We start from the raw sequence: 25,511 nt of genomic DNA on the forward strand, positions 1-25,511 counted from the left end.
CTTGCCGCCGATGGCCAAAGTCAGGCGCATCGGCGGGCTTGACTGGTGGTGACGGGGTTAGGGGAACACATCCGCTTCTGTCAGCAGTTTGCCCGCCTGGTCCTTGGCCGAGAGTTTTGGCGCTTCGTCGAGTTGCCAGTCGATGGCCAGTGTTGGATCGTCCCAGCGAATACAGCGCTCGGCCGACGGGGTGTAGTAGTCGGTGGTCTTGTAGAGGAACTCGGCAAACTCGCTCAGTACCACGAAACCGTGGGCGAAACCTTCCGGCACCCAGAGTTGACGGTTGTTCTCAGCCGACAGGCGTACCGCCACCCACTTGCCGAAGTGCGGCGAGCTGCGACGGATATCCACTGCCACATCGAGGACTTCACCGGCGATGACTCGCACCAGTTTGCCTTGGGTGTTTTCCAACTGATAGTGCAGGCCGCGCAGTACACCTTTTTGCGAGCGGGAATGATTGTCCTGAACGAACTGGGTGTTCAGGCCGGTTGCCTCTGCAAAAGCCTTGGCATTGAAGCTTTCATAGAAAAAGCCTCGCTCGTCACCAAATACCTTGGGCTCAATGATCAGAACACCGGGCAGGTCGGTGGTGACTACATTCATGGGGTCTCTCCAGCAAAGTGAATTTGTTGCGGCCGTGGCCGGGTATTGTTCAATACGAATACTGCTTAGGCAATCAGGTCGCGGGTGTCGCTGAAACCCAGCCGTTGCCCTTGATAGCTGCCGTCCTGCACGTGCTGGCACCATTCCAGGTTATCCAGGTACCACTGCACGGTCTTGCGCAGGCCACTGGCGAAGGTTTCTTCCGGCACCCAGCCCAGTTCGCGCTCGATCTTGCCTGCGTCGATGGCGTAGCGCAGGTCGTGGCCGGGGCGGTCCTGGACGAAGGTGATCAGGTCGGCGTAGTGCTGCACGCCTTCGGGTTTGCGTGGCGCCAATTCTTCCAGCAGTTGGCAGATGCCGCGCACCACGTCGATGTTCTTCTGTTCGTTGTGGCCGCCGATGTTGTAGGTCTCGCCGACCACGCCTTCGGTCACCACTTTGAGCAGGGCGCGGGCGTGGTCTTCGACGAACAGCCAGTCGCGCACTTGCAGGCCGTTGCCGTACACCGGCAGCGGTTTTCCGGCCAGGGCGTTGAGGATCACCAGCGGGGTGAGTTTTTCCGGGAAGTGGAACGGCCCGTAGTTGTTCGAACAGTTGGTGACCAGTACCGGCAGACCATAGGTGCGCTGCCAGGCGCGGACCAGGTGGTCGGACGCGGCCTTGCTGGCGGAGTAGGGCGAGCTGGGGGCGTAGGGCGTGGTTTCGGTGAACAGGTCGTCGACGCCGTGCAGGTCGCCGTACACCTCGTCGGTGGAAATATGGTGGAAGCGGAAGGCGCTTTTCTCTGCCGCCGGCAGGGCCTGCCAGTAGGCGCGGGTGGCTTCCAGCAGGCTGTAGGTGCCGACGATGTTGGTCTGGATGAAGTCTGACGGACCGTCGATGGAACGGTCGACATGGGACTCGGCGGCCAGGTGCATGATCGCCTGGGGCTGGAAACGTTCGAGCAGGGCGCTGACGGTGGCCTGGTCGACGATATCGGCCTGGACGAACTCGTAGCGGGTGTCGCTGGCGATGCTCGACAGCGACTCCAGGTTACCGGCGTAGGTCAGCTTGTCGAGGTTGAGCACTTCGTGTTCGGTGTTGCGGATCAGGTGGCGAATCAGCGCCGATCCAATAAAACCGGCACCGCCGGTAACGAGAATGCGCATATGGGTAGGCCTTCTTCCCTAAGACGTGGAGTCGAAAATGGAGCATAGCTTGTCGGCAGCCAGCGGCCGCTGCAAGGGGCGCCGACGTCTGGCCCGGGTATTCGCATCCTGTTTACCTTCCCGGTGGCGGTGAGCCCTTGTCGACTGCCCGGGCCGGGGGGTTGCGTAACGCCTGGCGCAGTGGCGATATACGCATCTGACAATAATTCCAGGGGTCGTTCCATGTTGCTCGCCACGTTGATTCACCGCGCCAGTCTGCCCGGTCCGCAGGTCACCCCACAGCAGGCGCTGGATCTGCTCGAGGTGCATTACGGCCTTGGCGGCACGCTGCAATCGTTGGGCAGCCAGCAGGATCTCAACTACCGGCTCGACAGCCCCCAGGGACGTTTTGTCCTGAAGATCTGCCGTGGCGACTACGCGGCCCTGGAACTACAGGCCCAGCATGCGGCGCTCAAGCACCTTGGCACCCACCCCGAACTGCACGTACCCCGGGTGATCCCGGCGAAGAACGGCGCCGACCTGCTGTCCCTGGAAGTCGATGGCCAGGCGCTGCATGTGCGGCTGCTCGACTACATCGAAGGCCAGCCGCTGACCCACCTCAAGCACCTGGGCCCCGAGCTGGCGGCCGGCTTCGGTCGGTTGTGCGGGCAGATGGACCTGGCCCTGGCGGACTTCCAGCACCCAGGACTTACGCGGACCCTGCAATGGGACGCGCGTCACGCCCATAGCCTGATCAAGCACCTGTTGCCGGTGATCGCCGACGAACAACAGCGCAGCCTGATCGCCGAAGTGGCCGAGCAGGCCGAGCGCCGTGTGCAGCGCCTGGCCGAGCAGTTGCCGGTGCAGGCGATCCACCTGGACATCACCGACGACAACGTGGTCTGGCAGCGCGATGCCCAGCGCCACTGGCAGGTGCAGGGGGTGATCGACTTTGGCGACTTGATCCGGACCTGGCGCATCACCGACCTATCGGTGACCTGCGCGGCGCTGCTGCACCATGCCGAGGGCGATCCGTTGTGCATCCTGCCGGCGGTCCGCGCCTACCACGCGGTCAATCCTTTGCAGCAGGCCGAGCTGCTGGCGCTGTGGCCGCTGATCGTGGCCCGCGCCGCGGTGCTGGTGCTCAGTGGCGAACAGCAGGTGAGCATCGACCCGGGCAACCAGTACAGTCGCGACAACCTGAGCCATGAATGGGAGATCTTCCGCGTCGCCACCTCGGTGCCGTTCGAGTTGATGGAAGCAGCCATCCTCGGAGCGGTGGGCCAGACGCTGCCGGCCATCGCCAGCGAAGGTTTCGCGCCCTTGTTGCCGGGCCTGGTGGGGCGCGAGTTCGCCCTGATCGACCTGGGCGTGCTCAGCCCGCACTTCGAGGCTGGCAACTGGGAGCAGCCGGAAATCGATACCCGGCTGTTGCAGCAGGCCGCCGCGGCCCATGGGCTGGCGGCCAGTCGCTACGGGCAGTACCGCCTGTCCCGGACCTGCCCGGACAGTGCCGTCGAGCCGGATACCTTCCCCTTGCATGTGCAGTTGCAGGTGCCGTCGGGCACGGCGGTCGAAGCGCCTTTTGCCGGGGTGCTGCACCGCGCCGCCGACGGTTCGTTGCGCCTCGACGGCCCGCAATTGAGTGTGCGGCTGTGGGGCGTCACGCCCTCGGTGCATGCCGGCGCGGCGCTGGTCAAAGGTCAGGTGTTGGGAGTGGTGGACGGTGGGCTCAAGGTCCAGCTGTGCCGTGGTGCGCAGCTCGATCCGCCGCTGTTCTGTACTCCATCGCGAGCCGTGGCGTGGCAGGCGCTGTGCCCGTCGCCGGCGGCGCTGCTGGGCCTGGCCTGCGACGCCGAGCCGGAGCTCGATCCGCAAGCCTTGCTGGCGCGGCGCGATGCCAGTTTCGCCCGCTCGCAGAAGCACTATTACCTCGACCCGCCACGTATCGAGCGCGGCTGGCGCAACCACTTGATCGACATGCAGGGCCGTTCCTACCTGGACATGCTCAACAACGTCGCGGTGCTCGGTCACGGCCACCCGCGCATGGCTGCCGAGGCCGCGCGCCAGTGGTCGCTGCTCAACACCAACTCGCGCTTCCACTACGCGGCGATTGCCGAGTTCTCCGAGCGCCTGCTGGCGCTGGCGCCGGATTCCATGGACCGGGTGTTCCTGGTCAACAGCGGCAGCGAGGCCAACGACCTGGCGATCCGCCTGGCCTGGGCCTACAGCGGCGGGCGCGACATGCTCAGCGTGCTGGAGGCCTACCACGGCTGGACGGTGGGCGCGGACGCGGTGTCTACCTCGATCGCCGACAACCCCCAGGCCCTGAGCAGCCGCCCGGACTGGGTGCACCCGGTGACCGCGCCCAATACCTATCGCGGTGAGTTCCGTGGCCAGGACAGCACCCCGGACTACGTGCGCAGCGTCGAACACAACCTGGCCAAGCTGGCGGAGCAGAATCGCCAGCTGGCCGGCTTCATCTGCGAGCCGGTGTATGGCAACGCCGGCGGCATCGCCCTGCCGCCGGGTTACCTGCAGCAGGTCTATGCGCTGGTCCGCGCCCAGGGTGGGGTGTGCATCGCCGACGAGGTGCAGGTCGGTTACGGGCGCATGGGCAAATTCTTCTGGGGCTTCGAAGAGCAGGGCGTGGTGCCGGACATCATCACCATGGCCAAGGGCATGGGTAACGGCCAGCCGCTGGGGGCGGTGATCACCCGCCGGGAGATCGCCGAAGCGCTGGAGGCCGAAGGTTATTTCTTCTCCTCGGCCGGCGGCAGCCCGGTGAGTTGCCGGATCGGCATGGCGGTGCTGGACGTGATGGAGGAAGAAAAACTCTGGGAAAACGCCCAACTGGTCGGTGGCCACTTCAAGCAGCGCCTCGAAGCCCTGATCGAGCGTTATCCGCTGGTGGGCGCGGTGCATGGCTCGGGGTTCTACCTGGGCCTGGAGCTGATCCGCAATCGCCAGACCCTGGAGCCGGCCACGGAGGAGACTGCCCTGCTGTGCGATCGCCTGCGCGAGCTGGGAATCTTCATGCAGCCCACCGGCGACTACCTGAACATCCTCAAGATCAAGCCGCCGATGGTCACCACGCGCCAGAGCGTCGACTTCTTTGTCGACATGTTGGCGAAGGTGCTGGACGAGGGGCTCTGAAGCCAAAAGCTACAGGATCGGTGCTTCTGCAGGAGCAGGGGGGACGCCCAGTCCTTGCCTGCGATAGTGCCCCTACAGACATCCTCAGAACCTCGATAAATACCGATAACAATCGGTATTTATCGAGGTTTATTTTTTATCCGTAGATTTTTACGCTTTTAAAGTCGATTTTTATCGGATATAAAGTCATCCCTGTCGGGACCCGGCCAAGCCGCGTCCGGCCTTGCCCTTTTCTGTCATCGGCCGATGCCACCATCGGTCCTTTGCTGCTGCCCAGGAGATGATTCATGAGCCGTATCGTTACCGTCGCCGTAACCCAGATGGCCTGTTCCTGGGACCTCGAAGCCAATATCGAGACCGCGGAAAAGCTGGTCCGCGAGGCCGCCGCAAAAGGCGCGCAGATCATCCTGATCCAGGAACTGTTCGAGACCCCGTACTTCTGCCAGAAGCCGAACCCGGACTACCTGCAGCTGGCCACCCCGGTGGAAGGCAACGCGGCCATCGCCCACTTCCAGAAGGTCGCCCGGGAGCTGCAAGTGGTGTTGCCGATCAGCTTCTTCGAGCTGGCCGGGCGTGCGCGTTTCAACAGCATCGCGATCATCGACGCCGACGGCAGCAACCTCGGGATTTATCGTAAAAGCCACATCCCGGACGGCCCTGGTTATCACGAAAAGTACTACTTCAACCCGGGCGACACCGGCTTCAAGGTGTGGAACACCCGCTACGCGAAAATCGGCGTGGGCATCTGCTGGGACCAGTGGTTCCCCGAGTGCGCCCGCAGCATGGCGCTGCAAGGCGCGGAGATACTGTTCTACCCGACCGCCATCGGCAGCGAGCCCCACGACAAGAGCATCTCGTCCCGCGATCACTGGCAGCGCGTGCAGCAAGGCCATGCCGGCGCCAACCTGATGCCGCTGATCGCCAGCAACCGCATCGGCAACGAGGAGCAGGACGGCTATGACATCACCTTCTACGGGTCGTCATTCATCGCCAACCAGTTCGGCGAAAAAGTGCAGGAGCTGAACAAAACCGAAGAAGGTATTCTTGTGCATTCTTTCGACCTCGACGAGCTGGAGCACATCCGCAGCGCGTGGGGCTCGTTCCGTGACCGTCGTCCGAACCTGTACGGCGCGTTGAAAACCCTCGACGGTTCCCTGGAGTCCTGATCGACATGACCACATTGAAAAGCACCCCTCGCGCCGACGGCTTCTACATGCCAGCCGAGTGGGCGACGCAGACCCAGACCTGGATGATCTGGCCCGAGCGCCCGGACAACTGGCGCCTGGGCGGCAAGCCGGCGCAAGCCGCGCACGTAGCGGTGGCCAAGGCCATCGCCCGCTTCGAACCGGTGACCGTGGCAGTGTCCGCGGGCCAGTATGAAAACGCCCGGGCCCGCCTGGACGTGCCGAATATCCGCCTGGTGGAGATGTCCAGCGACGACGCCTGGGTCCGGGATACCGGCCCGACCTTCGTCATCAACGACAAGGGCGAAGTCCGTGGCGTGAACTGGGACTTCAACGCCTGGGGCGGTTTCGACGGCGGCCTGTATTCGCCGTGGAACCGTGACTCGCAGGTGGGTGGCAAGATCCTCGAGATCGAGCGCAGCCCGCGTTACCGCACCGAGGGCTTCGTGCTCGAAGGCGGCTCGATTCACGTCGACGGCGAAGGCACGGTGATCACCACCGAAGAGTGCCTGCTCAACCGCAATCGCAACCCGCACATGAACCGTGCCGAGATCGAAGCGGTGCTCAGCGCCAACCTGGCTGTGGATAAGGTCATCTGGCTGCCGGATGGCTTGTACAACGACGAAACCGACGGCCATGTGGATAACTTCTGCTGCTACGTGCGTCCGGGCGAAGTGCTGCTGGCCTGGACCGACGACCCGCAGGACCCTAACTACCCGCGCTGCCAGGCGGCGCTGAAAGTGCTGCAAGACAGCACCGATGCCAAGGGTCGCCCGTTCACCGTGCACAAGATGCCGATTCCGGGGCCGTTGTACGCGACTGAAGAAGAGTGCGCGGGCGTCGACCCGGTGGATGGCACTCAGGAGCGTAATCCGTCGGTGCGCCTGGCCGGTTCCTATGTGAACTTCCTGATCGTCAACGGCGGCATCATCGCCCCGAGTTTCGACGACCCCCTGGATGCCCAGGCCAAGGAAATTCTGCAGAACCTGTTCCCGCAACATGAAGTGGTGATGGTGCCCGGCCGCGAGTTGTTACTGGGGGGCGGAAATATCCATTGCCTTACCCAACAGCAACCGGCGCCACACAAGGTTTGAGTGTTGTTGTAACAGCCTGTGACGCCTGATTGACGGACTGTTACATGGATCCAATCCGGCGTCGTCCGGCAAGCCCGCAGCCCTGATGGACTGCGGGTTTTTTTATATCCGAAAGTTAGTAATCGCGGGACTTTGGCATAGCTCTTGTATCTCTCGCGAGGTCACTCTGAGGCCGGTGGAACTGCGATGTTCTGTCATAAACCTTGGATAAGTTAGCCGCTCACAAACCGGGAGAGAGCGCTGGAGATGAATATGGTCAGCGAGCGGACTTCACATCCCTTGGCAATGAATAGCGAATCGCTTCAGGTTCTGGCGCGATGGTTGAAGTCCAATGGAACGCGACAGGTCCGGGAAACCGACCCGCGCCGGATGATCCTCGATCGTTACCCAGCTGGTTTGTTCAGCGAGGCGGAACTCGAAGCGTTGTGGGATGTGCTGGAAGGATAAGCAAACAACGGATTGGTAAAGGCGCTGCCCGGATGGCAGCGCTTTTTTTTGCGCGGGTTTTGGCGGAGGCGATCGGCCGATCCTCGCTTGCCGGTGATGGGAACATCGCGGTTTGTCTGATGCACCGCGTTATCGTTCATCGCGAGCAAGCTTCGCTCCTACAGGATCGGGGCTTTTGTAGGAGCGAGGCTTGCCCGCGATAAGCACAACGCGGTCTGGCCGATACACCGCGTATCCGCTTAAAAGCTGTAGGTACCAGTGACCACCAGGCTGCGTGGATCGCCGAACTGGATCTGCCCGGCGCTGGTGGCCGAGGAGTAGTAAGTGCGGTCGCTGATGTTGTTCAGCGCGGCCCGCAGGTCCCAGTCCTTCTGCCGGAAGCCGGCCAGGGCGTCCCAGCGGCCATAGCCCGGAAGCATCACGGTATTGGCGTTGTCGGCATAACGATCACCCACCAGGGTCAGGCCGGTCTCGGCGTACCAGCCCATTTCCGGTTTCCAGGTCACGAACAGGCTGCCGTTGCGCTTGGCCACGTTGTTCACCCGGTTACCTTCGTCACCGTTATTGCTCTTGACCACGGTAGCGTCCTGCAGGCCGATGCCACCGCGTATCGACCAGTTGCCGACGATCTTGCCGGCCGCGGTCAGTTCCACGCCGCGTGAGCGCTGCAGGCCGGTCAGCAGGATCACGTTCGGGTCTTCCACGCTGCGGCTGCGACGGTTGTAGAGCTCCAGCTCATAGACCGCCAGGGTGGTGCTGAAGCGGTCGTCGAGCCAGTCGCTCTTGACCCCGATTTCCTTCTGCCGGGTACGCTCGGGGCTCAGGTCGTTGGTGTTGCCGTTGGCGTTCGGGGTGATGCCGATCAGGCCGCCGCCGACGGGGGAGAAGCTCTTGCTCCAGGAGGCGTAGAAGGAGTGGTTCTCCAGCGGAGTCCAGACCACGCCCAGGCGGGGGCTGGTGCTGTGACTGTCGCGGTCGTCCTTGCGATCCAGGAGCTTGTTGTGGGTCTCGACGTTGAAGTTGTCGTAGCGCAGGCCGGCGAGCACTTGCCACTGATCGTTCAGGCGTAGCTGGTCCTGGATATAGACGGCGCGGCTTTCCACCTCGCTGTGGTTGTAACTGGACGCCACCATTTTCCCGGTGTGGCGCAGGTTTTTATCCGGGTTGAACGGGTCCAGGGACGGCACGGCCTGGCCACCGGCGCTGACCGCCGCTGCGGTGTAGAGCTTCGGATCGCGTCGCTGGCTGCCCAGCTCGACACCTGTCAGCACCCGGTGCTCGAGGCCGAAGGTATCGAAGGTGCCTTCCACTTCGAGGTTGTTGTAGAGGTTGCGGGTGTTCAGGTCCTGCTGCCAGCGCTGGCGGTTCACCCGCTTGGTGCGGCTGTCGTAGCCGGTCTGGTAGGTGTTGTCGAAATCGCTGTTGAGCTTGAACAGGCTCAGGGTATGGCGCAGTTGCCAGTTGTCGTTCAACTCGTAGCTGAGCTTGGAGCGCAGGGACTGGGACTTGTCGTCGATGTAGTCGCGCTTGTCGCCGTAAGTGGTGTCGCGACTCACGTCCGCCGGGCGCCCGTCGATCCCCGGGATGCCGCGGTCCGGCGTGCGGTTGTAGCGGCTGTATTCGTACTGCACCAGCCAGTTCAGGTCTGGCGTCAGCTGCCAGCTCATGGATGGCGCGAACAGCTGGCGACTGCCACTGACGCCGTCGCGGAAGCTGTTGTTGTCCTGGTTGCCCATGTTCAGGCGCAGGCTGATGTTCTCGCTGGGGTCGGCGCTGAGGTCGGCATACAGGCTGCGCAGGTCTTCGCTGCCGCCTTTGACTTCGACGCTGGAGTGGCGGCCGAACTGCGGCAACTTGCTCACCCGGTTGACGATCCCGCCCTGGCTGCCACGGCCGTAGAGCACCGCCGCCGGGCCCTTGAGCACCTCGATGCGCTCGATGTTGTGCAGGTCGCGCACGTACTGGCTGTCGTCACGGACGCCGTCGAGGTAGAAGTCGTTGCTGGCGTCGAAACCGCGAATGCGCAGGCTGTCGAAGCGGGTGTCGGCACCACTGCTGACGTTGGGAATACCGCTCAGGGCCGTGCCCAGATCGTTGATGCCGTAGTCCAGCACGTTGCTGGTCTTCACCGAGTCGATGGCTTGCGGCACGTAGCGCACCGGCGTGGCGGTGCGGGTCGCGGTGCTGACTTCCTTGACTCGTGGGTCGTCGGCATCGACTTCTGCGCTGATGGCGGTAGCCGGCAGGGTGGTCGGGGCGGCGCAGGTGAAACCGGCCGTCAGCGAGGCGCAAAAGCCAAGGGTGAGGGGAGTCAGGCGGAAGGGGGCAGGCATGGAAAAACGCATCCAGAAGGGTGAAGGAAACAGTGGGCGCGAATGGTAATGCTTGCTATTTACTTTCGTTAATTATTCTTGAAAAGTTCCCTGGACGGATTGTTTCAATTTGTGTCTGGATTGAAATGTGGTGGATACATCATTGATTCGACCGATTCGCGAAACAAACTAAAAGCCATTCCGGCGTTTTTCATCCAGGGCCACAGGCATAGTCTGCCGCCATCGAATTTATCGGCCTTGTCCCGGAGCCTTGCATGTCAGCAGCGACCCTTCATTACATCTACGATCCTTTGTGCGGCTGGTGCTACGGCGCCAAGCCGCTGGTGCAGGCGGCCCAGGCGGTGCTGCCGGTGGTGACCCATGGCGGCGGCATGATGACCGGGCGCAACTGCCAGCAGGTTTCGCCGCAACTGCGCGACTACGTCATGCCCCATGACCGGCGCATTGCCGAATACACCGGGCAGCCGTTCGGCGAGGCCTACTTCGAAGGCTTGCTGCGCGACTATTCGGCTCTCTTCGATTCGGCCCCGCCGATTGCCGCGGTACTGGCGGCGCAGGCGCTCGCCGGGCGCGGCCTGGAATTGCTCGGACGCTTGCAGACGGCGCATTACGTCGAAGGGCGACGCATCGCCGATGTCGGCGTACTGTTGGAACTCGCCGAAGGCCTGGGCTTTGAGCGTGGCGAGTTCGAGGAAGCTTTCGAGTACGCCGCGGCGAACAGCCTGAACGAGCACATCAAGGCCAGCCGCGCCTTGTTGGCCCGGGTAGGTGGCCAGGGTTTCCCTACCCTGGTACTGGAGCAGGACGGTCAGTTCAGGCTGATCGATATCAGCCCCTGGTTGGGCAAGCCGCAGGCATTCGCCGAGTGGCTGAGCGAGGCCTTCGGCACGTCCGAGGTCGAGCTTTCACCCAGCCTGCAGGCCTGTGGCCTGGACGGTTGCGCCCTTTGAACCATCCACTTATTGACGGAGTCACCCATGGATAACCTGGCACTGATCAAAAGCACCTACGAAGGGGCCAACTCCCAGGAGAACGCGAAAAACACCGCCGCCGCCCTGGCCGCCGATGCGCGCTGGACCGAGGCGGCAGGCTTTCCCTACGCCGGCACCTACGTCGGTTTCGATGCCGTGGTGGAGAATGTCTTCAAGCGCCTGGCCACCGAATGGGAAGGGTTTGCCTTCACCGTCGAGAACTATGTGGCCCAGGGCGACAAGGTGTTCGCCTACGGCAATTACAGCGGCGTCTATAAAGCCACGGGCAAACCGCTGAATGCCCGCGTGGCCCATTTATGGACCCTCAAGGATGGCAAGGTCACGCACTTCGAACAGTTCGTCGACAGCCATACCGTGCAACTGGCCATCAAGGATCGTTAAGTTCTTAGACGATTTTTGCCTATTTTCAGACGATTCTTGAAATTGACACACTGTTCGGGGCGCGGCTAGGATTCGCGCCAACGCCTGTGGCCAACGGCCATGACATTCAAATAATAAAAGGCCCGCCGCGATTCTTCGTGGGCGGGTCTTTTTGTTCTGGCCTGAAAAAAGAGCGCTTAAGCGCCGTTTCCAAGGAGCACCACAGCGCGTCATCAACCCGTAATAAGGAAAATAAAATGTTGAACAAGCGGATCGGTCTGATCGCACTGGGGATTCTGAGCAGTACTCAAGTTATGGCTAACGACCAGGCTGAGTCCAAGGGTTTTGTCGAAGACAGCAGCCTGAAAATCCTGCTGCGCAACGCCTACATCAATCGCGACAAGAAAAACGGTAACGACGACCAGCGCGAGTGGGGTCAAGCGGCCATCGGTACCTTCTCGTCGGGCTTCACCCAAGGCACCGTGGGCGTGGGCGTCGACGCCTTCGGCCTGTACGGCCTGCGCCTGGATAAAGGCAGCCACAGCGGCGGCCAGGGCATCGACTTCTTCAAGCCAAGCGAAGGCGGCAACAAGAGCCCGGCAGGCGACCTGGCCAAGGCCGGCGCCGCGGTCAAGTTCCGCCTGTCCAACACCGTCCTGACCTACGGCGACCAGATGCCGGCCCTGCCGGTGCTGAGCTACGACAATGGCCGTCTGCTGCCGGAAAGCTACACCGGTACCCTGATCACCTCCAAAGAGATCAAGGGCCTGGAGCTGAACGCCGGTCGTTTCACCGCCGAGTCGCGTAAAAGCGCCGAAGGCCGTGACAGCGGTGGCCTGAAGTCGATCAACGTATTGGGCGGTAGCTACCAGTTCACCGAACAGTTCAAGGGCTCGCTGTACGCTTCCGACGTCGAAGACGTGCTGAAGAAGCAGTACGTGAACCTGAACTACGTGTTCCCGCTGGCCACCGATCAGTCCCTGACCTTCGACTTCAACGGCTACCGCACCAAGCTGGACAAGTCCTACGCAGAAGACGTCAACGCAGGCGGCCAGGACAACAAGATCTGGAGCCTGGCGGCCACTTACGCCACCGGCCCGCACTCGTTCACCCTGGCGCACCAGCGCAGCACCGGCGACAGCAACCTGGGCTACGCCTACGGCGGTTACCAGCGTGGTCAGAATCGCGTGGGCGACGGTGGCAACACCATCTACCTGGCCAACTCCTACTGGTCCGACTTCAACGCTGAAGACGAACGCAGCTGGCAGCTGGGCTACGGTCTGGACTTCGGTGCCTTCGGCGTACCGGGCCTGACCTACAACCTGGCTTACGTGCGTGGCGACAACATCACCTCCACCAACAGCGATGGCCAGACCACCACTGGCGGCACCGAGCGTGAAATCTTCAACCAGTTCAAGTACGTAGTCCAGAGCGGCCCGGCCAAGGACCTGAGCGTCAAGGTGCGTAGCTCGATCCTGCGCGTATCGCAGAAATCCAGCGGCTACAACGACAGCGGTAACGAACTGCGTGTGTTCGTCGACTACCCGATCAACGTGTTCTGATGAACGCCTGATCGCGGCCTGATGCAAGGCCGGCAATAGAAAAAGCCCCGACTGGTTCGGGGCTTTTTTGTGGGCGTTGTCCCGTCCTGAATAGCCCCGTAGCTCCCTGTAGCCGCTGCCGCCAGGCTGCGATCGGGCGCGAAGCGCCCGCGCTCCAAAGGGCTGCGTAACCCCCGCAGCCCATATCGCCACACGCCGCTGTTACTCCAGCACCTTCACCACATCATCGATCAGCGCCTTACTCATCGCCTGCAAGTAATGCGACGCCCAGGCATGCCGGTCGGTGCTGCGCTCCATGGCCGCGTCTTCGGCCAGCCGCTTGGCGATATGCAGCAGGTCCGAGGCGTGGGACAGGGCCTCACGGATCGGAATGCCGCTGCTGACGTGGAACAGGGGTTCGCCTGCGTGGAAAGGGCAGGGGGTGAGGCCGGGGGTTTTTAGGTCTTGAAGATGAGTCACTGTGCACCTCCGACGCTGGAAAGCACGTCAAGGGTGGGACTGGGGCACAGATTGGTGATGCAGGTTTCAAGCGGATTGATGGCGTCCATGATGTCGCTCCGTTTACTGAGAGGGAGCTACCACGTTCGTTACCAAGCGAAGGGGTGGCAGCTGTACGCAGGTTGGTAAACCGGGGTAAACGAGCCCGGCAGACCCGAAGGTCTCCCGCGCACAGCCGCCATGACAAAATGGCAGGCGCAAAAAAAGCGCCTGCACTCGTCACGGGGGGCGCTGTAGCGCCGTTTACTCATCGGGTTACCAAGCCCGGTCGTTGAATTTGCAACGACGGGCGAGAGGTTAGCGTGGTGCTCGGTGGGCTGCAACAGCGGGCAAAGCAAAGTGACAATTCGGGGTCTAGGAGGTTTGTTGGCGACTTTGATTTATCAGGTCACTCAGGGTTGTTGCGCCTGAAAGCTCTGCAGATAAGCCAGCAGATTGTCGATCTTCTCCTGATCGCTCAACCCCCAGAAAATCATCCGCGTGCCAGGCACCACCGCCTTCGGATCTTCCAGATAGGCCACCAGCTTGTCGCGGGTCCAGACAATGCCGGACGACTTCATCGCCTCGGAGTACTGATAGTCCGCCACGCTGCCTGCCGTGCGCCCGAAAACCCCATTGAGCTGCGGCCCAAAGGAACTGCGCACCGAAGGCCCGATATTGTGGCAGCCGCCGCAAATGCGCTTGAACAGCTTGCCACCGGCCTCGGCATCGCCCACTGCTTCTGCCTGGGCGTGGAGCGATAGCAGGCTGAGCATCAGGGCCAAGGTCAGGGCGGCGGTTCTTTTCATGTTCGGCTCCGGATCGGGTGTGGCTGGTAACAAAAGTGGGGGGCTATTTGAGCATGGCGGGCACGGCGTTGGGGATGCTGTTCGGCCTGTTGTTTGAGTTGCTGAATCAGAAAGCCCTTAAAGCCAAGGTTGGGTGCTACTTAATAGAGTGTTCCGCTAGCTCATCAGGATGATTCTCTTATGGCTGGCGACCCTTTCGCAGGACACCACTGCAAAGTCTGTTATGAACAAGCAATGAAGGAAAAGAAGCGGTTCGATGCACTTTTGCGCGATGAACGCAGGCAACTCGTCAAGGCGCCACCGCTTCCTGCCGATCCCCCATCTCCTCCAGAAAAAAATCCCTCCCCCGTGCTCAGGGGCTGTGTTTTTGCCAAGTCCTGCACATTGCCGGATGGGGTTATAAATCACAGCAATCCTGGCGGATTTGTACCGGTCGAATCGTTGAAACAGTACGGCGCCTATGCAGTGCTGGGTACTGGTAGTGCAATATCCATTACCGGTACCGCTCTGCAATGGATTGGTGGTTCCAGTAACGCTGCAACCCTAGCAAGCCGCCTGGGAGGAACCTTGGCATTGGGCGTCGTCGAGGGCTGCGTAGGTGCACCTCTTCTGGTGGGGACGGTTGCGTTGCTGATGCCAGACATCACGTCAGCTGACAGTGCGTTTTACACGTCTGAGCAGTACGCACAGTTGAGCCAAGGCAACACACGGGTCCGGGTGAATGTTAAACACCTGCCAAACGGATCGGTCAGTATTTACGGGTTTTACACAGGGACGAAGAGTGAGTGGCAACGTGTGCCGGTAATCACTGCTCGGGTTCAAGGTGAACAGCTAGTGGCGGACATGGGGAACGGGATTGAAGTCATCTGGACTCCAGCAGCCGATCCCAGCGCGGTGTTGGGCATTCCTGCCTTGGAGGGGGCTGCGATGCAACCAGCAGCGTGGATCTATCCGCCGACCGAACAAGCCGACCGTATCCTGATTAATCCCGTACATCCTCCAGACTATCAAGACGCAATTATCTGGTTCCCTAACACCGATATTCAGCCTATCTACATTTCACTGAGTGTATCGGGTAACCATCGCTACCATCTTGCACCTAAAGGGTTGGCGGCCTTTCCTGACGCCACCAAAGTCAATTCAAAAAGCAGGGTTCAGGGCGGTGGTAGCCTGCGTAGTCGTTGGAAGGATCGGAAAGGTCGAATTTACGAGTGGGACAGCCAGCATGGGGCAGTTGAAGTTTACGACAAACAGGGTAAGCACTTAGGTGAGTTTGACCCCATCACTGGCGAGCAAACCAAGCCCGCTGATCCAGGAAGAAAAGTCGAAAAATAGAGGTGTTCATGTACTTGTGTATTACCGGATTTTTACCCAATAACGCAGAAGACGACTCGCTCAAATATGAGCTTGATGTAAACGCTGCTTTTAACGATCAGATTGTGCAGCTTCTTGGTCATGAAAGCCTTGAGGCAATGGCTGAGGGGCTATGGCCTCTGACCAACGAGCAAGTTGCGCAAATATCCGAACTGATTGGTCAAGCACTGCCAAGCGACTTGGAGATGCTGATTGGGGTAGAGGAGTAGGCGTGTTTGAAGCTGAAGATATTTTTTTCATCTTGGTGATCGCGAGTTTTGCATTGGCGTTTTTATTCATTGGAACGCAACTGTACTTCGCCTATTTCCGGATGAACGAAATACTCAGCAGCTTGAGCAACTCACGTGGTATCCAGTTGCGACGCTCTGTCATGGGGAAAGATCCCTTTACTCGCTTCTTCATGCTGATCAGCGTGGGCGGCATGCTGACCTTCTACAAGCGTTCGCTGAAAGGTGGTGATCTGGATGCCGAGGACTACAAAAGCTTTCCAGGCCCGCTGCGTCGAATGATAAAGCTCTCGTACGTGGCTGCACTTTTTGGGGGAGTGCTGCTGTTTGTTCTCTGGGGGATTGGCAAGTACATGGGCTGGATAAAGTGAGCAACTAACCATGCTTGATAGCTATGCCCTGAGCTGGATATCGGTGTTTGTATTGATACTGCTCTCGTTAGCCCTGTGGCTTTACACCTCCTATACAAGAATGGACGAGATGCTGAAGCATCTCTCGAATTGTCGTGCCATTCAGATCAGGAAGCCCCTGATGGGCAAAGATCCGTTTGGACGTTTGTTCATGATGGGGACCATTGCCGGGGTGCTGCTGACTCCAAAGTTATATCTGAAGGATGGGGGCGCTGATCCGGACGACATCGCCAAATTCCCGAAGCACCTGAAGAGGGTGATAGCTATTCAATACGGGCTTTTGGTGCTTGCCGGGACTTCGATGTTTGCGCTTTGGGGAGTCGGAAAGTACATGGGATGGCTCAAGTAACTTGCCGACATGTGCTGCTATCCAATCAGGCATCAGTTCGGCATGGGTACGGGAGAAGTACTGAAACGCATGCGGTAAGGGTCCAAAGCAGGACAGAGTGTGGCCCGGAAACAACGAAGCCCTCGCATCGCCCCGAGGGCTTTTTTGTGAGTCGAAAACAGCCCCTGACCGCCCGTCCTGTATATGGGGCGCCGCCGCACGTCCGTTGGGGCGCACTATACTTTTCAGAAGATTTGCCCCGGGGATAGAGGCAATGTTCCAGCAGGCTTGGGAGGAGGGTTAGACATCGGTGTGACGCTGCGGTTGGGCGACGTTGCGTTTGCATGGCCACAGAACAACCGGCACAGGATGACGAGAAAATGGCGATAGCAATCATCTTGGTTCTAGTCGTTGTCGCTTCAGTGCTGTTTCACCTGTTTGCTCCTTGGCACATGACGCCGGCTGCCTCCAACTGGGGGTCGATAGACACCACGCTGCTGATCACCCTGGTCATCACCGGCATCTTTTTCATCGCCATCACGGTATTCATGGCCATTGCCGTGATTCGGTTCCGTCACCGGGAAGGTTCCCGGGCGCACTACCAGCCGGAAAGCAAGAAGCTGGAAGGGTGGCTGGTCATCCTCACCTCGCTGGGCATCATCGGCATGCTGGCGCCCGGCCTGGTGGTCTACAACGATTTCGTCCAGGTGCCGCAAGAGGCTACTCAGCTCGAAGTGGTTGCCCAGCAGTGGCAGTGGGCCTTTCGCTTTCCCGGACAGGACGGAAAACTCGGCAAGGCGGATGTCAAATGGATCGATCCCGGCAACCCCTTCGGTCTTGACCGCAACGACCCTGCGGGGCAGGACGATGTGCTGATCATGAACAATGAAGTGCGCCTGCCCATCGACCGGCCGGTAAAAGTCCTGCTGCGCGCAAAGGACGTACTGCACGATTTCTATATTCCGCAGATGCGCGCGAAGATGGATATGGTGCCGGGCATGGTGTCCCACTTCTGGTTCACCCCGACCAGGCTCGGAAAGTTTGAAGTGCTGTGCGCCGAGTACTGTGGCGTGGGGCATTTCAACATGCGCGGCCATCTGGTCGTCGAGGAGCAGGGCGCTTTCGACCAATGGTTCGCCAGCCAGCCGACCTTTGCCCAGACGCTGACCAGCGTCGCCACGCCGAGCTGGGACAGCCTGCTGGAAAAAGGCCGCCAACTGGTGGAAAGCCATGGCTGCCGCGCCTGCCATAGCCTGGATGGCAGCGCCAGCCTGGGCCCGGGCTGGAAGGACCTGTACGGCCGCTCGGAACCGCTGGCCGATGGCACCCGCGTCCAGGTCGACGAGGCCTACCTCAAGGAGTCGATTCTCAAGCCGCAGGCCAGGCTGGTCCAAGGCTATCCGCCAGTCATGGTGGCCTATACTTTCACCGAGGATGACCTGGCCGCCGTGGTGGCCTTCATAAAGTCGCTGAGTGCCGCGGAGCAGAACGAGCAAGGCCCTGCGGGCGCACAGGATGAGCTGGCGGCGCAGGGACAACGGCTGGCCGAATCGCTGGGTTGCCTGGCCTGCCACAGCGTCGATGGCAGCCAGGGTATCGGCCCGAGCTGGCAGGGTTTGTACGGCAAGACGGAAACCCTGGCCGATGGTTCTCAGATCAAGGTCGATGAGGGCTACCTGAAGGATTCCGTGCGCCAACCTGGCGCTGCGATCGTCAAGGGTTATGCCGCAGTGATGCCGACCCTTACCCCCAATGACAAGGAACTGGACGCTCTGATCGCCTTCATCAAGTCGAAAGCTGCTGTCGACGCTGATGCCGGCAAGGTGGAATCGGGCAAGTCGCCGTAAATAGCCGGAAATGCTCCGAAACTTACCGGAGGATGACCTGATGGCTTATGTCGAGCACGCAGAAACAGAAGTTTTGCACGAACCGAAGAGCTTCTTTACGCGCTATATCTGGAGCCAGGACCACAAGGTCATCGCCATCCAATATTCCTTGACGGCTATATCCGTGGGGCTCGTCGCCCTGGTGCTGTCCGGCCTGATGCGCATGCAGATCGGCTTTCCCGGCAGCCTCGGGTTCATGGATGCCAGCACCTATTACCAGGCGATGACCATGCACGGGATGATCATGGTCATCTACCTGCTGACGGCGCTGTTCCTGGGCGGCTTTGGCAACTATCTGATTCCGCTGATGGTCGGCGCCCGGGACATGGTCTTCCCCTACGTCAACATGCTGAGTTTCTGGTTCTACCTGCTCTCGGTCCTGGTGCTGCTTTCCAGCTTCTTCGTCCCGGGCGGGCCCACCGGGGCGGGCTGGACACTCTATCCGCCGCAATCCATCACACGGGGCACCCCGGGTACCGAATGGGGCATCGTGTTGATGCTGGTGTCGCTGGCGATCTTCATCGTCGCTGCCACCATGGGCGGGCTGAACTACGTGACCACGGTGCTGCAGGCCCGCACTCGCGGCATGACGCTGTTTCGCATGCCGCTGTCCGTCTGGGGCATCTTCATGGCCTCGATCCTGGCCCTGCTGGCCTTTCCGGCCTTGTTCGTCAGCGCCGTGATGATGCTGTTCGACAAGCTGCTGGGCACGAGCTTCTTCATGCCGGCGGTGATCTCCATGGGGCAGCAGCTCGCGCATCAGGGCGGCAGCCCGATACTGTTCCAGCACCTGTTCTGGTTCTTCGGCCATCCGGAGGTCTACATCGTCGCCCTCCCGGCGTTCGGCCTGGTCTCCGATCTGATCAGCACCCATGCGCGCAAGAACATCTTCGGTTATCGCATGATGGTCTGGGCCATTATCGCCATCGGCGTGTTGAGCTTCGTGGTCTGGGCGCACCACATGTACGTCAGCGGAATGAACCCGTACTTCGGTTTCTTTTTCGCCGCCACCACCCTGATCATCGCCGTGCCGACCGCGCTGAAAGTCTACAACTGGGTGCTGACCCTGTGGCATGGCGACATTCACCTGACGGTGCCGATGCTGTTCGCCCTGGCCTTTATCGTCACCTTCCTGGTCGGTGGGCTCACCGGGTTGTTTCTCGGCAACGTGATTGTGGATATCCCGCTGTCGGACACTTACTTCGTGGTGGCCCACTTCCATATGGTCATGGGGGTCGCGCCGATCCTGGTGGTCTTTGGCTCCATCTATCACTGGTTTCCGAAGGTCACCGGGCGCCTGCTGAACGACACCCTGGGCAAGCTGCATTTCTGGATAACCTTCCTGGGTACCTACTGCATCTACTTCCCCATGCACTACCTGGGGCTGCTGGGCATGCCACGCCGCTATTACGCCTGGCAGAACTACGACTTCATCCCACAATCGGCGCAGCAACTGAATGCGTTCATCACCGTTGTCGCGCTGACGGTCGGGGTATGCCAGCTGCTGTTCCTCTTCAACCTGGCCTGGAGTGCCTTCAAAGGCAAGCCGGCGGGCCCGAACCCATGGGGGGCCGTCAGCCTGGAATGGCAGACACCGGACACCCCGCCAGTGCATGGCAACTGGGGCGCGGAGCTGCCGGTGGTGCATCGTTGGGCCTATGACTACAGCGTGCCCGGGATAGAGCAGGACTTCGTGCCACAGACGGTTTCTGCCCAGGAGCTGGAGCAGATGAGGCAGCGCGACGCAGAAGCCAGGATCGCGGGCGAAAGACCATGAACAGGCCGCTATTGAAAAACACCGAAAGCGCCGGCGCCGGAGGCAGTTGGAGCCAGCCCCCAGCGGAAGGTCTCGATAGGGTGAAAGCCGCGAAAGTGGGCCTGCGCGTATTCCTGGGGGTGGTGACCTCGCTGTTCCTGCTGTTCCTGCTGGCCTTCATCGCACGTTCGCAAATGGCCGACTGGCAGCCGCTGACCGAGCCCCTGGCGCCGCTGGCCAGTACTCGGCAACTCTGGTTGAACACGCTCCTACTGGTGCTGGGCAGTATCAGCCTGCAGTGGGCGCGGCTGGCCGCCCGGCGGGGCGCATTGAACGGGGCCACCCTCGGCTTCACCCTGGGCGGCGTCTTTGCGATTGCCTTTCTGGGGGGGCAACTCTGGGTCTGGAAGCAGTTTGTCGACTGGGGTTACTTCGTCTCCGCTAATCCGGCCAACAGCTTTTTCTATCTGCTGACCGGCGTACACGGGCTGCACCTGCTGGGAGGCCTGGTGGCCTGGGGCCGAGTCGGCGCCAGGTTCCTGCGACGGGTTCCGCTATCGCAACTGCAGCCCAGCGTGGAGCTCTGCGCCATCTACTGGCACTACCTGCTGGGACTCTGGATCGTCCTCTTCGCCCTGCTGACCAGCACGCCGGAAACCTATCAAGCCATCGCCGCATTCTGCGGCCTGAGGTGACGCCATGGCATTGCCCTCAGCAACCCCTCCGCAAGAGCCCGTCCCGACCCCACCCGATACGCTGGTAGCGGGATGGAAGGGCATCGCCACCGATTGGGCCTCGGATCAGGATGCGTTCAAGCGAGTGCCCTGGGGCAAGGCGATGATGTGGATCTTCCTGCTCAGCGACACCTTCATCTTCACCTGCTTCCTGACCGGCTACATGTCGGTGCGCATGAGTGCCACCGCCCCCTGGCCGAACCCCAGCGAAGTGTTCGCCCTGACCATCGGTGGCGTTAAAATTCCGTTGATTCTGATCGCGATCATGACCTTCGTGCTGATCAGCAGCAGCGGCACCATGGCCATGGCCGTGAACTTCGCCTATCGCCGTGTACGCGGCAAATGCGCGGCCTTGATGCTGGCTACCGCAGCCTTCGGGGCGACCTTTGTCAGCATGCAGGCGTTCGAGTGGAGCAAGCTCATCGCCGAAGGCGTACGCCCCTGGTCGAACCCCATGGGCGCCGCACAATTCGGTGCCAGCTTTTTCATGATTACCGGTTTCCACGGGCTGCATGTATCGGTCGGAGTCATTTACCTGAGCATCGTCGCCTTCAAGGTATTGCGCGGTGACTACGAGCGCTCCGGCAACTATCAGATCGTCGAGATAGCCGGGCTGTACTGGCACTTCGTGGACCTGGTGTGGGTATTTATCTTCGCTTTCTTCTACTTATGGTGAGCCTGCAGAGGAGTACCGGCGATGGCACATGCACAAGGTCAACAGCATCCAGTGAGCTTGTACCTGAAGATCTGGGGGCTGTTGTTCGTACTCAGTACCCTGTCCTACCTGGTCGACTACTTTCACTTCCAGGGCTACTTCAGGTGGTCGCTGATCCTGGTCCTCATGTTGTTGAAGGCTGGCCTGATCGTTTCCATCTTCATGCACATGGCGTGGGAACGCCTGGCGATGGTCTACGCCATACTCGTCCCGCCATTGTGCCTGCTGGTGCTGGTTGGCCTGATGGCAGCCGAGGCGGACTACGTGTTTTCCACCCGGGGGATCTTCCTCGGGCCATGACCGGCTTCCGCCTCCGGCGCTCAAGCGCTGCGTCCTTCTTCAATGGCGTTCTATATCGTTCGCTTGAACTGATGCCATTTCTGCAGCCAGGCCACTACCCAGTGAGGGGCTGCTGCGCCGGTTCCGGCGACCTGTAGCTGTGGGTGATGGCTGATGACCCGATCCAGGACTGTTTCCTGAGCGGGTTCTACATCCACGAAGAAGATGTGCTCGCCGTCCCTTAGCGTCTTTTTCAAATTGCTGAAGTGGGCATTGGGTACCTGGATACCGAAGAAGCCGCCTTCCCAGATACAGAATCCCAGGATCACGATCGCCAGAAAGATGAACGGCACCCAGCCTGCCGCGGACTCGGTCCAACCTGCCAGATAGGCACCGATCAGTACCAATGCCGCGAGCGGTATGCCAATGACCGCGCCAATCTCGCCAGAGTGGACGACATCCTGCTTCATGAGTGAGTTCACATCATGCAGGTGATGCTGTTCCACATCCGCATCCCGGTCGCTGAGCACGTGAATCTGCTCGGTACTGATACCGCTGGCTTCCAGTTCGCTTTCAACGGTTTCCAGATCGTCGAGATTATCGCTGATGTAAAAGTGTCGGTTCATGAGTCACCTCCTACTTCATCGTCGCAGAGGCCCCCATTTTTTCTGCAGTTGTTATATGAAATTCCAGACCGTTTTCCTGTCGCTCTGGATAACACCGCACGCTTGTTGCTAGCTAAAAAAGTATAGCACCCACCTTGGCAACGCCTTGCCAGCCGGGGGCTGCGGGCACATAGGGCAATCCGAGGGGGGAATCCTTCTGTTCGAATTGGCCTGGTGAAGTGGGTATTAGCGGTTTGTTGCCCGCAGGAGATCTGGCAGCCCTTGCGCTTAAAGCCTGCCGAGCTTTTGTGCATGCCTTGCAGGGGGCAAATGATTGGCCTTCCGGAGAAATTTCATCGGCATGGGGTTGCGTCGAAATACTGTATGTATGTACAGTTATTTTGACTGGAATTCTATCCAGTTCAACTCAATGCAACATTTTTCCATGGAGAGAATTTATGAAGGGAAGCTTTATCCGTCTTGTGCTTTCGCTTGGCCTTGCTGCTGGGGCTGTTGGCGCAGCTCATGCTGATAGTTCGCCTGTTGGCTTATGGCGGATGTCGACGTTCACCATTCCAGGCGGAGCTGCGGCGACTGTTCAGACGGTTTGCTTAAAAGCCGATAACACCTGGTATTCCACAAGCGAACCCAATTGGAACGGCAACTGGTTCAAGAACGAAAAAGATGTCCATTGGTATGGAAGTATTCCCATCTCCCAGATCGGTACTATTGCGAGCATGGCGATGGGTAAGCTGGACAGCCCTACCGCCATGACAGGCAACTATGCGGAGTGGACCGCCCCCGGTACTCCGCCCCTGTCTTTCGATAGGCATTTCACTTATTCGATGGTTTTCCTACAGGCTGACTGCCCGCCACCAAAGCAATGATCAGCAAGTTTGGGAGTAGCTAAAACTGGCGGCCCCTGTAACTCTTTTGAATTGAGCTTTGGCGGTAGAGCGCGATGCCTCATTTGGGCACGTGGATCAAAATGGATGCCGGCTTACTCGTATTGCAAGATCAGTTGCCCGCTCCCGGATAGTCGGACCGATGTGCGACGGAGCCACGATTATGTTTTGTATGAGCGGCAGGTGTGGATAACTCAAGAGCCGCTAGAACAATGTACGTCTGGTAGAAACAACAAAGCCCTCGCATCGTTGCGAGGGCTTTGTTTTGTAGGTGCCGCACCGGGAGTCGAATCCAGACACTGCTTATGCAGTGTCTGCCTCAGCGCTCACCTGGCGATTTGTTACTTGCTCAGTTTGACCGCCAGTTGTGCCACGTACTGGCCCTGGTGACGAGCGATGTCCAATTCACGGGCATCAGGCTGGCGAGAGCCGTCACCACCGGCAATGGTGGATGCGCCATAAGGCGTGCCACCGCCGACACTGGAAGTGTCGAACAAGGCTGGCGAGCTATAACCGATGGGCACAATGATCATGCCGTGGTGAGCCAAGGTGGTCCACGTGGAGGTAATGGTCATCTCCTGGCCACCACCCGTACCCGTCGAGGTGAATACACTGGCGAGCTTGCCAACCAGCCCGCCCTTGGCCCACAGCCCGCCGGTCTGGTCGAGGAAGTTGCGCATCTGGCCCGACATGTTGCCGAAGCGGGTCGGAGTACCCAGGATGATTGCGTCGTAGTCGCCCAGCTCGCCTGGTGTGGCCACCGGAGCGCTCTGATCCACTTTCCCATGGGCAGCCTTGAAGGCTTCCGGGTCCATGGTTTCGGGTACGCGTTTGATAGTGACCTCGACCCCGGGAACGCTCCGGGCACCTTCCGACACGCTCTGGGCCATTGTTTCGATATGACCGTACATCGAATGATAAAGAACCAATACCTTAGCCATGCGTACTTCCTCTTGAGGTGTGTTTTGAGCTGACTGACTGCCTGTTAAATAGGCGATCAGATTAGTTATCCATCCCACCGTTTCACCCTGCATCTGCGTGAGTCGTGGCGCATGATCGATCTAATTGGCTTCTGTGAATATGAGAAAATATCGAACGGGATGTTCGAGAAAATTGATCGTTGTAAAACAACGATAACTGATGAGGATGACTGTTCTTTTAGGGGCAGGTCATGAATGCTTTTACTTTTTGCGGCAGGAATACGTTTTTAATTAATTGAAAAGTATAAGAAATATATTTGGATTAAATAATTGATAGCACCCTTGATGGGGGCTTGGAGCGCGGCGTAGTGCTGAAGGGGATTTGAAAGCGAGGAGGGATGTCGGACAAGGCTCTATGAAAACCTCAGAATCGCCCACTGATACCCAACAGTGGCCCCTTCTGGACAATGTCGTAGACAAAACCGTCATGGCGATAATTCACCCCCATGGCCCGGTAACCGGCCACCGCGGAAAAGCCGGGCAAGAACTCCCAGCCCGCCAGCGCGGCCAGGTCCCAGTCTTCCCGGGACTGCCCGGCGCCCACCATTCCCCAGGATGACAGCCAGAATCGCTCATTCACGGCATAGTGCCCACGCAGCCCCACCATGGCGTCCGCCCAGGTAGCCTGGTCGGACCCGGACAGGCCGCCAGCAGGTCCACCATGCAGGGTGATGGTGGTGCTGCTGTACCAGACGCGCACGCCGCCAGCGACGTCCAGCCGATGATTGTCATCCCCCAGCAGGGTGTAGCCTCCCCCCAGGAATCCGGAAGCCGTCTTGCTTTCCACCTCAAGCTTGGACGCCGGGGCGCCCTCTGGCAGGCGGTTGCGGGTGTCGGTGTCGATGTACATCAGGTCGGTGAGTACGCTGTATGGCCCACGCCGCGCCTCGCCCATCAGCATCACCGACATATCGACAGTGCGCGCGATGTCCGAGAAGTCGGACTTTATAAACTGGGTCCCGGTGCTACGGTGGCCCACGTGCCCACGAATCCCGGCGCCCCACAGGTAAGGGCCGCCGTTGAACTGCCAGCCATCATCGTCTGCCGCCATGGCCACCATCGGCAGGCTGGATCCGGCGGTCGTAAAGGCGCCGAACAGCAGAGCCAGGCGGGCGTGCTGACGCCACAACGGCGAGCGAGGGTTGTCACTGTGCATCATGGTGCTTCT

25 protein-coding genes are annotated in these 25,511 nt (G+C 60.1%); 17 read left to right on the forward strand and 8 right to left on the reverse strand.

Annotated features, from left to right (window positions below; translation table 11 throughout):
• Positions 1-57 precede the first annotated feature (57 nt).
• Positions 58-603, reverse strand: a complete 546-nt coding sequence (gene rfbC / locus C4K38_RS01600) for a dTDP-4-dehydrorhamnose 3,5-epimerase (protein ID WP_053277018.1) — start codon at positions 601-603, stop codon at positions 58-60.
• 65 nt (positions 604-668) lie between these two features.
• Entirely contained in the window at positions 669-1,751 is a 1,083-nt protein-coding gene (gene rfbB, locus C4K38_RS01605) for a dTDP-glucose 4,6-dehydratase (protein WP_053277019.1), read from the reverse strand.
• A 222-nt stretch (positions 1,752-1,973) separates the two neighbouring features.
• Between rfbB and C4K38_RS01610 the strand changes: the two genes are divergently transcribed.
• The 4 genes from C4K38_RS01610 to C4K38_RS01625 all read left to right on the forward strand — a co-directional run bounded on the left by C4K38_RS01610 (position 1,974) and on the right by C4K38_RS01625 (position 7,611).
• Positions 1,974-4,886: an aminotransferase gene (locus tag C4K38_RS01610; RefSeq protein WP_053277020.1), complete on the forward strand. Its 2,913-nt coding sequence runs from the start codon at positions 1,974-1,976 to the stop codon at positions 4,884-4,886.
• A gap of 287 nt (positions 4,887-5,173) precedes the next feature.
• A complete protein-coding gene (gene aguB / locus C4K38_RS01615) occupies positions 5,174-6,052 on the forward strand; it encodes an N-carbamoylputrescine amidase (protein WP_053277021.1) in 879 nt (292 codons plus the stop codon).
• A gap of 5 nt (positions 6,053-6,057) precedes the next feature.
• Positions 6,058-7,164: an agmatine deiminase gene (gene aguA / locus C4K38_RS01620; protein WP_053277022.1), complete on the forward strand. Its 1,107-nt coding sequence runs from the start codon at positions 6,058-6,060 to the stop codon at positions 7,162-7,164.
• A gap of 246 nt (positions 7,165-7,410) precedes the next feature.
• The gene (locus C4K38_RS01625) at positions 7,411-7,611 is read left to right on the forward strand and encodes a hypothetical protein (protein WP_025808394.1); all 201 of its coding nucleotides are present in this window, start codon (positions 7,411-7,413) and stop codon (positions 7,609-7,611) included.
• Between the two features lie 239 nt (positions 7,612-7,850).
• Here the strand turns inward: C4K38_RS01625 and C4K38_RS01630 are convergent, their stop codons facing one another.
• Positions 7,851-9,944: a TonB-dependent receptor gene (locus tag C4K38_RS01630; RefSeq protein ID WP_053277023.1), complete on the reverse strand. Its 2,094-nt coding sequence runs from the start codon at positions 9,942-9,944 to the stop codon at positions 7,851-7,853.
• 254 nt (positions 9,945-10,198) lie between these two features.
• Here C4K38_RS01630 and C4K38_RS01635 point away from each other — a divergent pair, with 254 nt between their 5' ends.
• The 3 genes from C4K38_RS01635 (at position 10,199) to C4K38_RS01645 (ending at position 12,858) form a co-directional block, all read left to right on the forward strand.
• Positions 10,199-10,894, forward strand: coding sequence for a DsbA family protein (locus C4K38_RS01635; protein WP_053277024.1), 696 nt, complete (start codon positions 10,199-10,201; stop codon positions 10,892-10,894).
• 27 nt (positions 10,895-10,921) lie between these two features.
• Positions 10,922-11,317, forward strand: coding sequence for a nuclear transport factor 2 family protein (locus C4K38_RS01640; RefSeq protein ID WP_007922537.1), 396 nt, complete (start codon positions 10,922-10,924; stop codon positions 11,315-11,317).
• Between the two features lie 236 nt (positions 11,318-11,553).
• Positions 11,554-12,858 (forward strand): OprD family porin, encoded by a 1,305-nt coding sequence (locus C4K38_RS01645; RefSeq protein ID WP_053277025.1) that lies wholly within the window; start codon positions 11,554-11,556, stop codon positions 12,856-12,858.
• Positions 12,859-13,059: 201 nt separating this feature from the next.
• On the opposite strand, the gene C4K38_RS01650 is transcribed toward C4K38_RS01645, so the two are convergent.
• Positions 13,060-13,317, reverse strand: coding sequence for a DUF3077 domain-containing protein (locus C4K38_RS01650; protein ID WP_053277026.1), 258 nt, complete (start codon positions 13,315-13,317; stop codon positions 13,060-13,062).
• A gap of 431 nt (positions 13,318-13,748) precedes the next feature.
• Complete coding sequence (locus C4K38_RS01655) at positions 13,749-14,144, reverse strand: c-type cytochrome (protein ID WP_053277027.1); 396 nt, start codon at positions 14,142-14,144, stop codon at positions 13,749-13,751.
• Between the two features lie 180 nt (positions 14,145-14,324).
• Between C4K38_RS01655 and C4K38_RS01660 the strand changes: the two genes are divergently transcribed.
• From C4K38_RS01660 to C4K38_RS01700, 9 genes are all read left to right on the forward strand, one after another.
• Positions 14,325-15,479: a colicin E3/pyocin S6 family cytotoxin gene (locus C4K38_RS01660; protein ID WP_231998579.1), complete on the forward strand. Its 1,155-nt coding sequence runs from the start codon at positions 14,325-14,327 to the stop codon at positions 15,477-15,479.
• 8 nt (positions 15,480-15,487) lie between these two features.
• The gene (locus C4K38_RS01665) at positions 15,488-15,727 is read left to right on the forward strand and encodes a pyocin S6 family toxin immunity protein (RefSeq protein WP_053277206.1); all 240 of its coding nucleotides are present in this window, start codon (positions 15,488-15,490) and stop codon (positions 15,725-15,727) included.
• Between the two features lie 2 nt (positions 15,728-15,729).
• Positions 15,730-16,116, forward strand: a complete 387-nt coding sequence (locus tag C4K38_RS01670) for a hypothetical protein (RefSeq protein ID WP_053277028.1) — start codon at positions 15,730-15,732, stop codon at positions 16,114-16,116.
• 10 nt (positions 16,117-16,126) lie between these two features.
• Entirely contained in the window at positions 16,127-16,504 is a 378-nt protein-coding gene (locus C4K38_RS01675) for a hypothetical protein (protein ID WP_025808383.1), read from the forward strand.
• Positions 16,505-16,863: 359 nt separating this feature from the next.
• Positions 16,864-18,330 carry a c-type cytochrome gene (locus C4K38_RS01680; RefSeq protein WP_053277029.1) on the forward strand — a complete coding sequence of 489 codons (1,467 nt, stop codon included), beginning with the start codon at positions 16,864-16,866 and terminating at the stop codon, positions 18,328-18,330.
• 40 nt (positions 18,331-18,370) lie between these two features.
• Positions 18,371-20,146, forward strand: a complete 1,776-nt coding sequence (locus C4K38_RS01685; RefSeq protein WP_053277030.1) for a cytochrome c oxidase subunit I — start codon at positions 18,371-18,373, stop codon at positions 20,144-20,146.
• Positions 20,143-20,820: a cytochrome c oxidase subunit 3 gene (locus C4K38_RS01690; RefSeq protein WP_053277031.1), complete on the forward strand. Its 678-nt coding sequence runs from the start codon at positions 20,143-20,145 to the stop codon at positions 20,818-20,820. The genes C4K38_RS01685 and C4K38_RS01690 overlap by 4 nt, the downstream gene beginning before the upstream one ends.
• A gap of 4 nt (positions 20,821-20,824) precedes the next feature.
• Entirely contained in the window at positions 20,825-21,535 is a 711-nt protein-coding gene (locus C4K38_RS01695; RefSeq protein WP_053277032.1) for a heme-copper oxidase subunit III family protein, read from the forward strand.
• A 21-nt stretch (positions 21,536-21,556) separates the two neighbouring features.
• Entirely contained in the window at positions 21,557-21,874 is a 318-nt protein-coding gene (locus tag C4K38_RS01700; protein WP_053277033.1) for a cytochrome C oxidase subunit IV family protein, read from the forward strand.
• 50 nt (positions 21,875-21,924) lie between these two features.
• Here C4K38_RS01700 and C4K38_RS01705 read toward each other — a convergent pair whose 3' ends face one another.
• Complete coding sequence (locus C4K38_RS01705; RefSeq protein ID WP_053277034.1) at positions 21,925-22,479, reverse strand: hypothetical protein; 555 nt, start codon at positions 22,477-22,479, stop codon at positions 21,925-21,927.
• Positions 22,480-22,916: 437 nt separating this feature from the next.
• On the opposite strand from C4K38_RS01705, the gene C4K38_RS01710 reads away from it, so the two are divergent.
• A complete protein-coding gene (locus tag C4K38_RS01710) occupies positions 22,917-23,345 on the forward strand; it encodes a hypothetical protein (RefSeq protein WP_081364170.1) in 429 nt (142 codons plus the stop codon).
• Between the two features lie 359 nt (positions 23,346-23,704).
• On the opposite strand, the gene wrbA is transcribed toward C4K38_RS01710, so the two are convergent.
• Both wrbA and C4K38_RS01720 read right to left on the reverse strand, forming a co-directional pair.
• Positions 23,705-24,304 (reverse strand): NAD(P)H:quinone oxidoreductase, encoded by a 600-nt coding sequence (gene wrbA, locus C4K38_RS01715; RefSeq protein WP_025808374.1) that lies wholly within the window; start codon positions 24,302-24,304, stop codon positions 23,705-23,707.
• Between the two features lie 403 nt (positions 24,305-24,707).
• Positions 24,708-25,502, reverse strand: coding sequence for a hypothetical protein (locus C4K38_RS01720; protein ID WP_053277035.1), 795 nt, complete (start codon positions 25,500-25,502; stop codon positions 24,708-24,710).
• Positions 25,503-25,511: the final 9 nt, after the last annotated feature.

Source organism: Pseudomonas chlororaphis subsp. piscium (genome assembly GCF_003850345.1).
In the GTDB taxonomy this organism is placed as follows: domain Bacteria; phylum Pseudomonadota; class Gammaproteobacteria; order Pseudomonadales; family Pseudomonadaceae; genus Aquipseudomonas; species Aquipseudomonas piscium.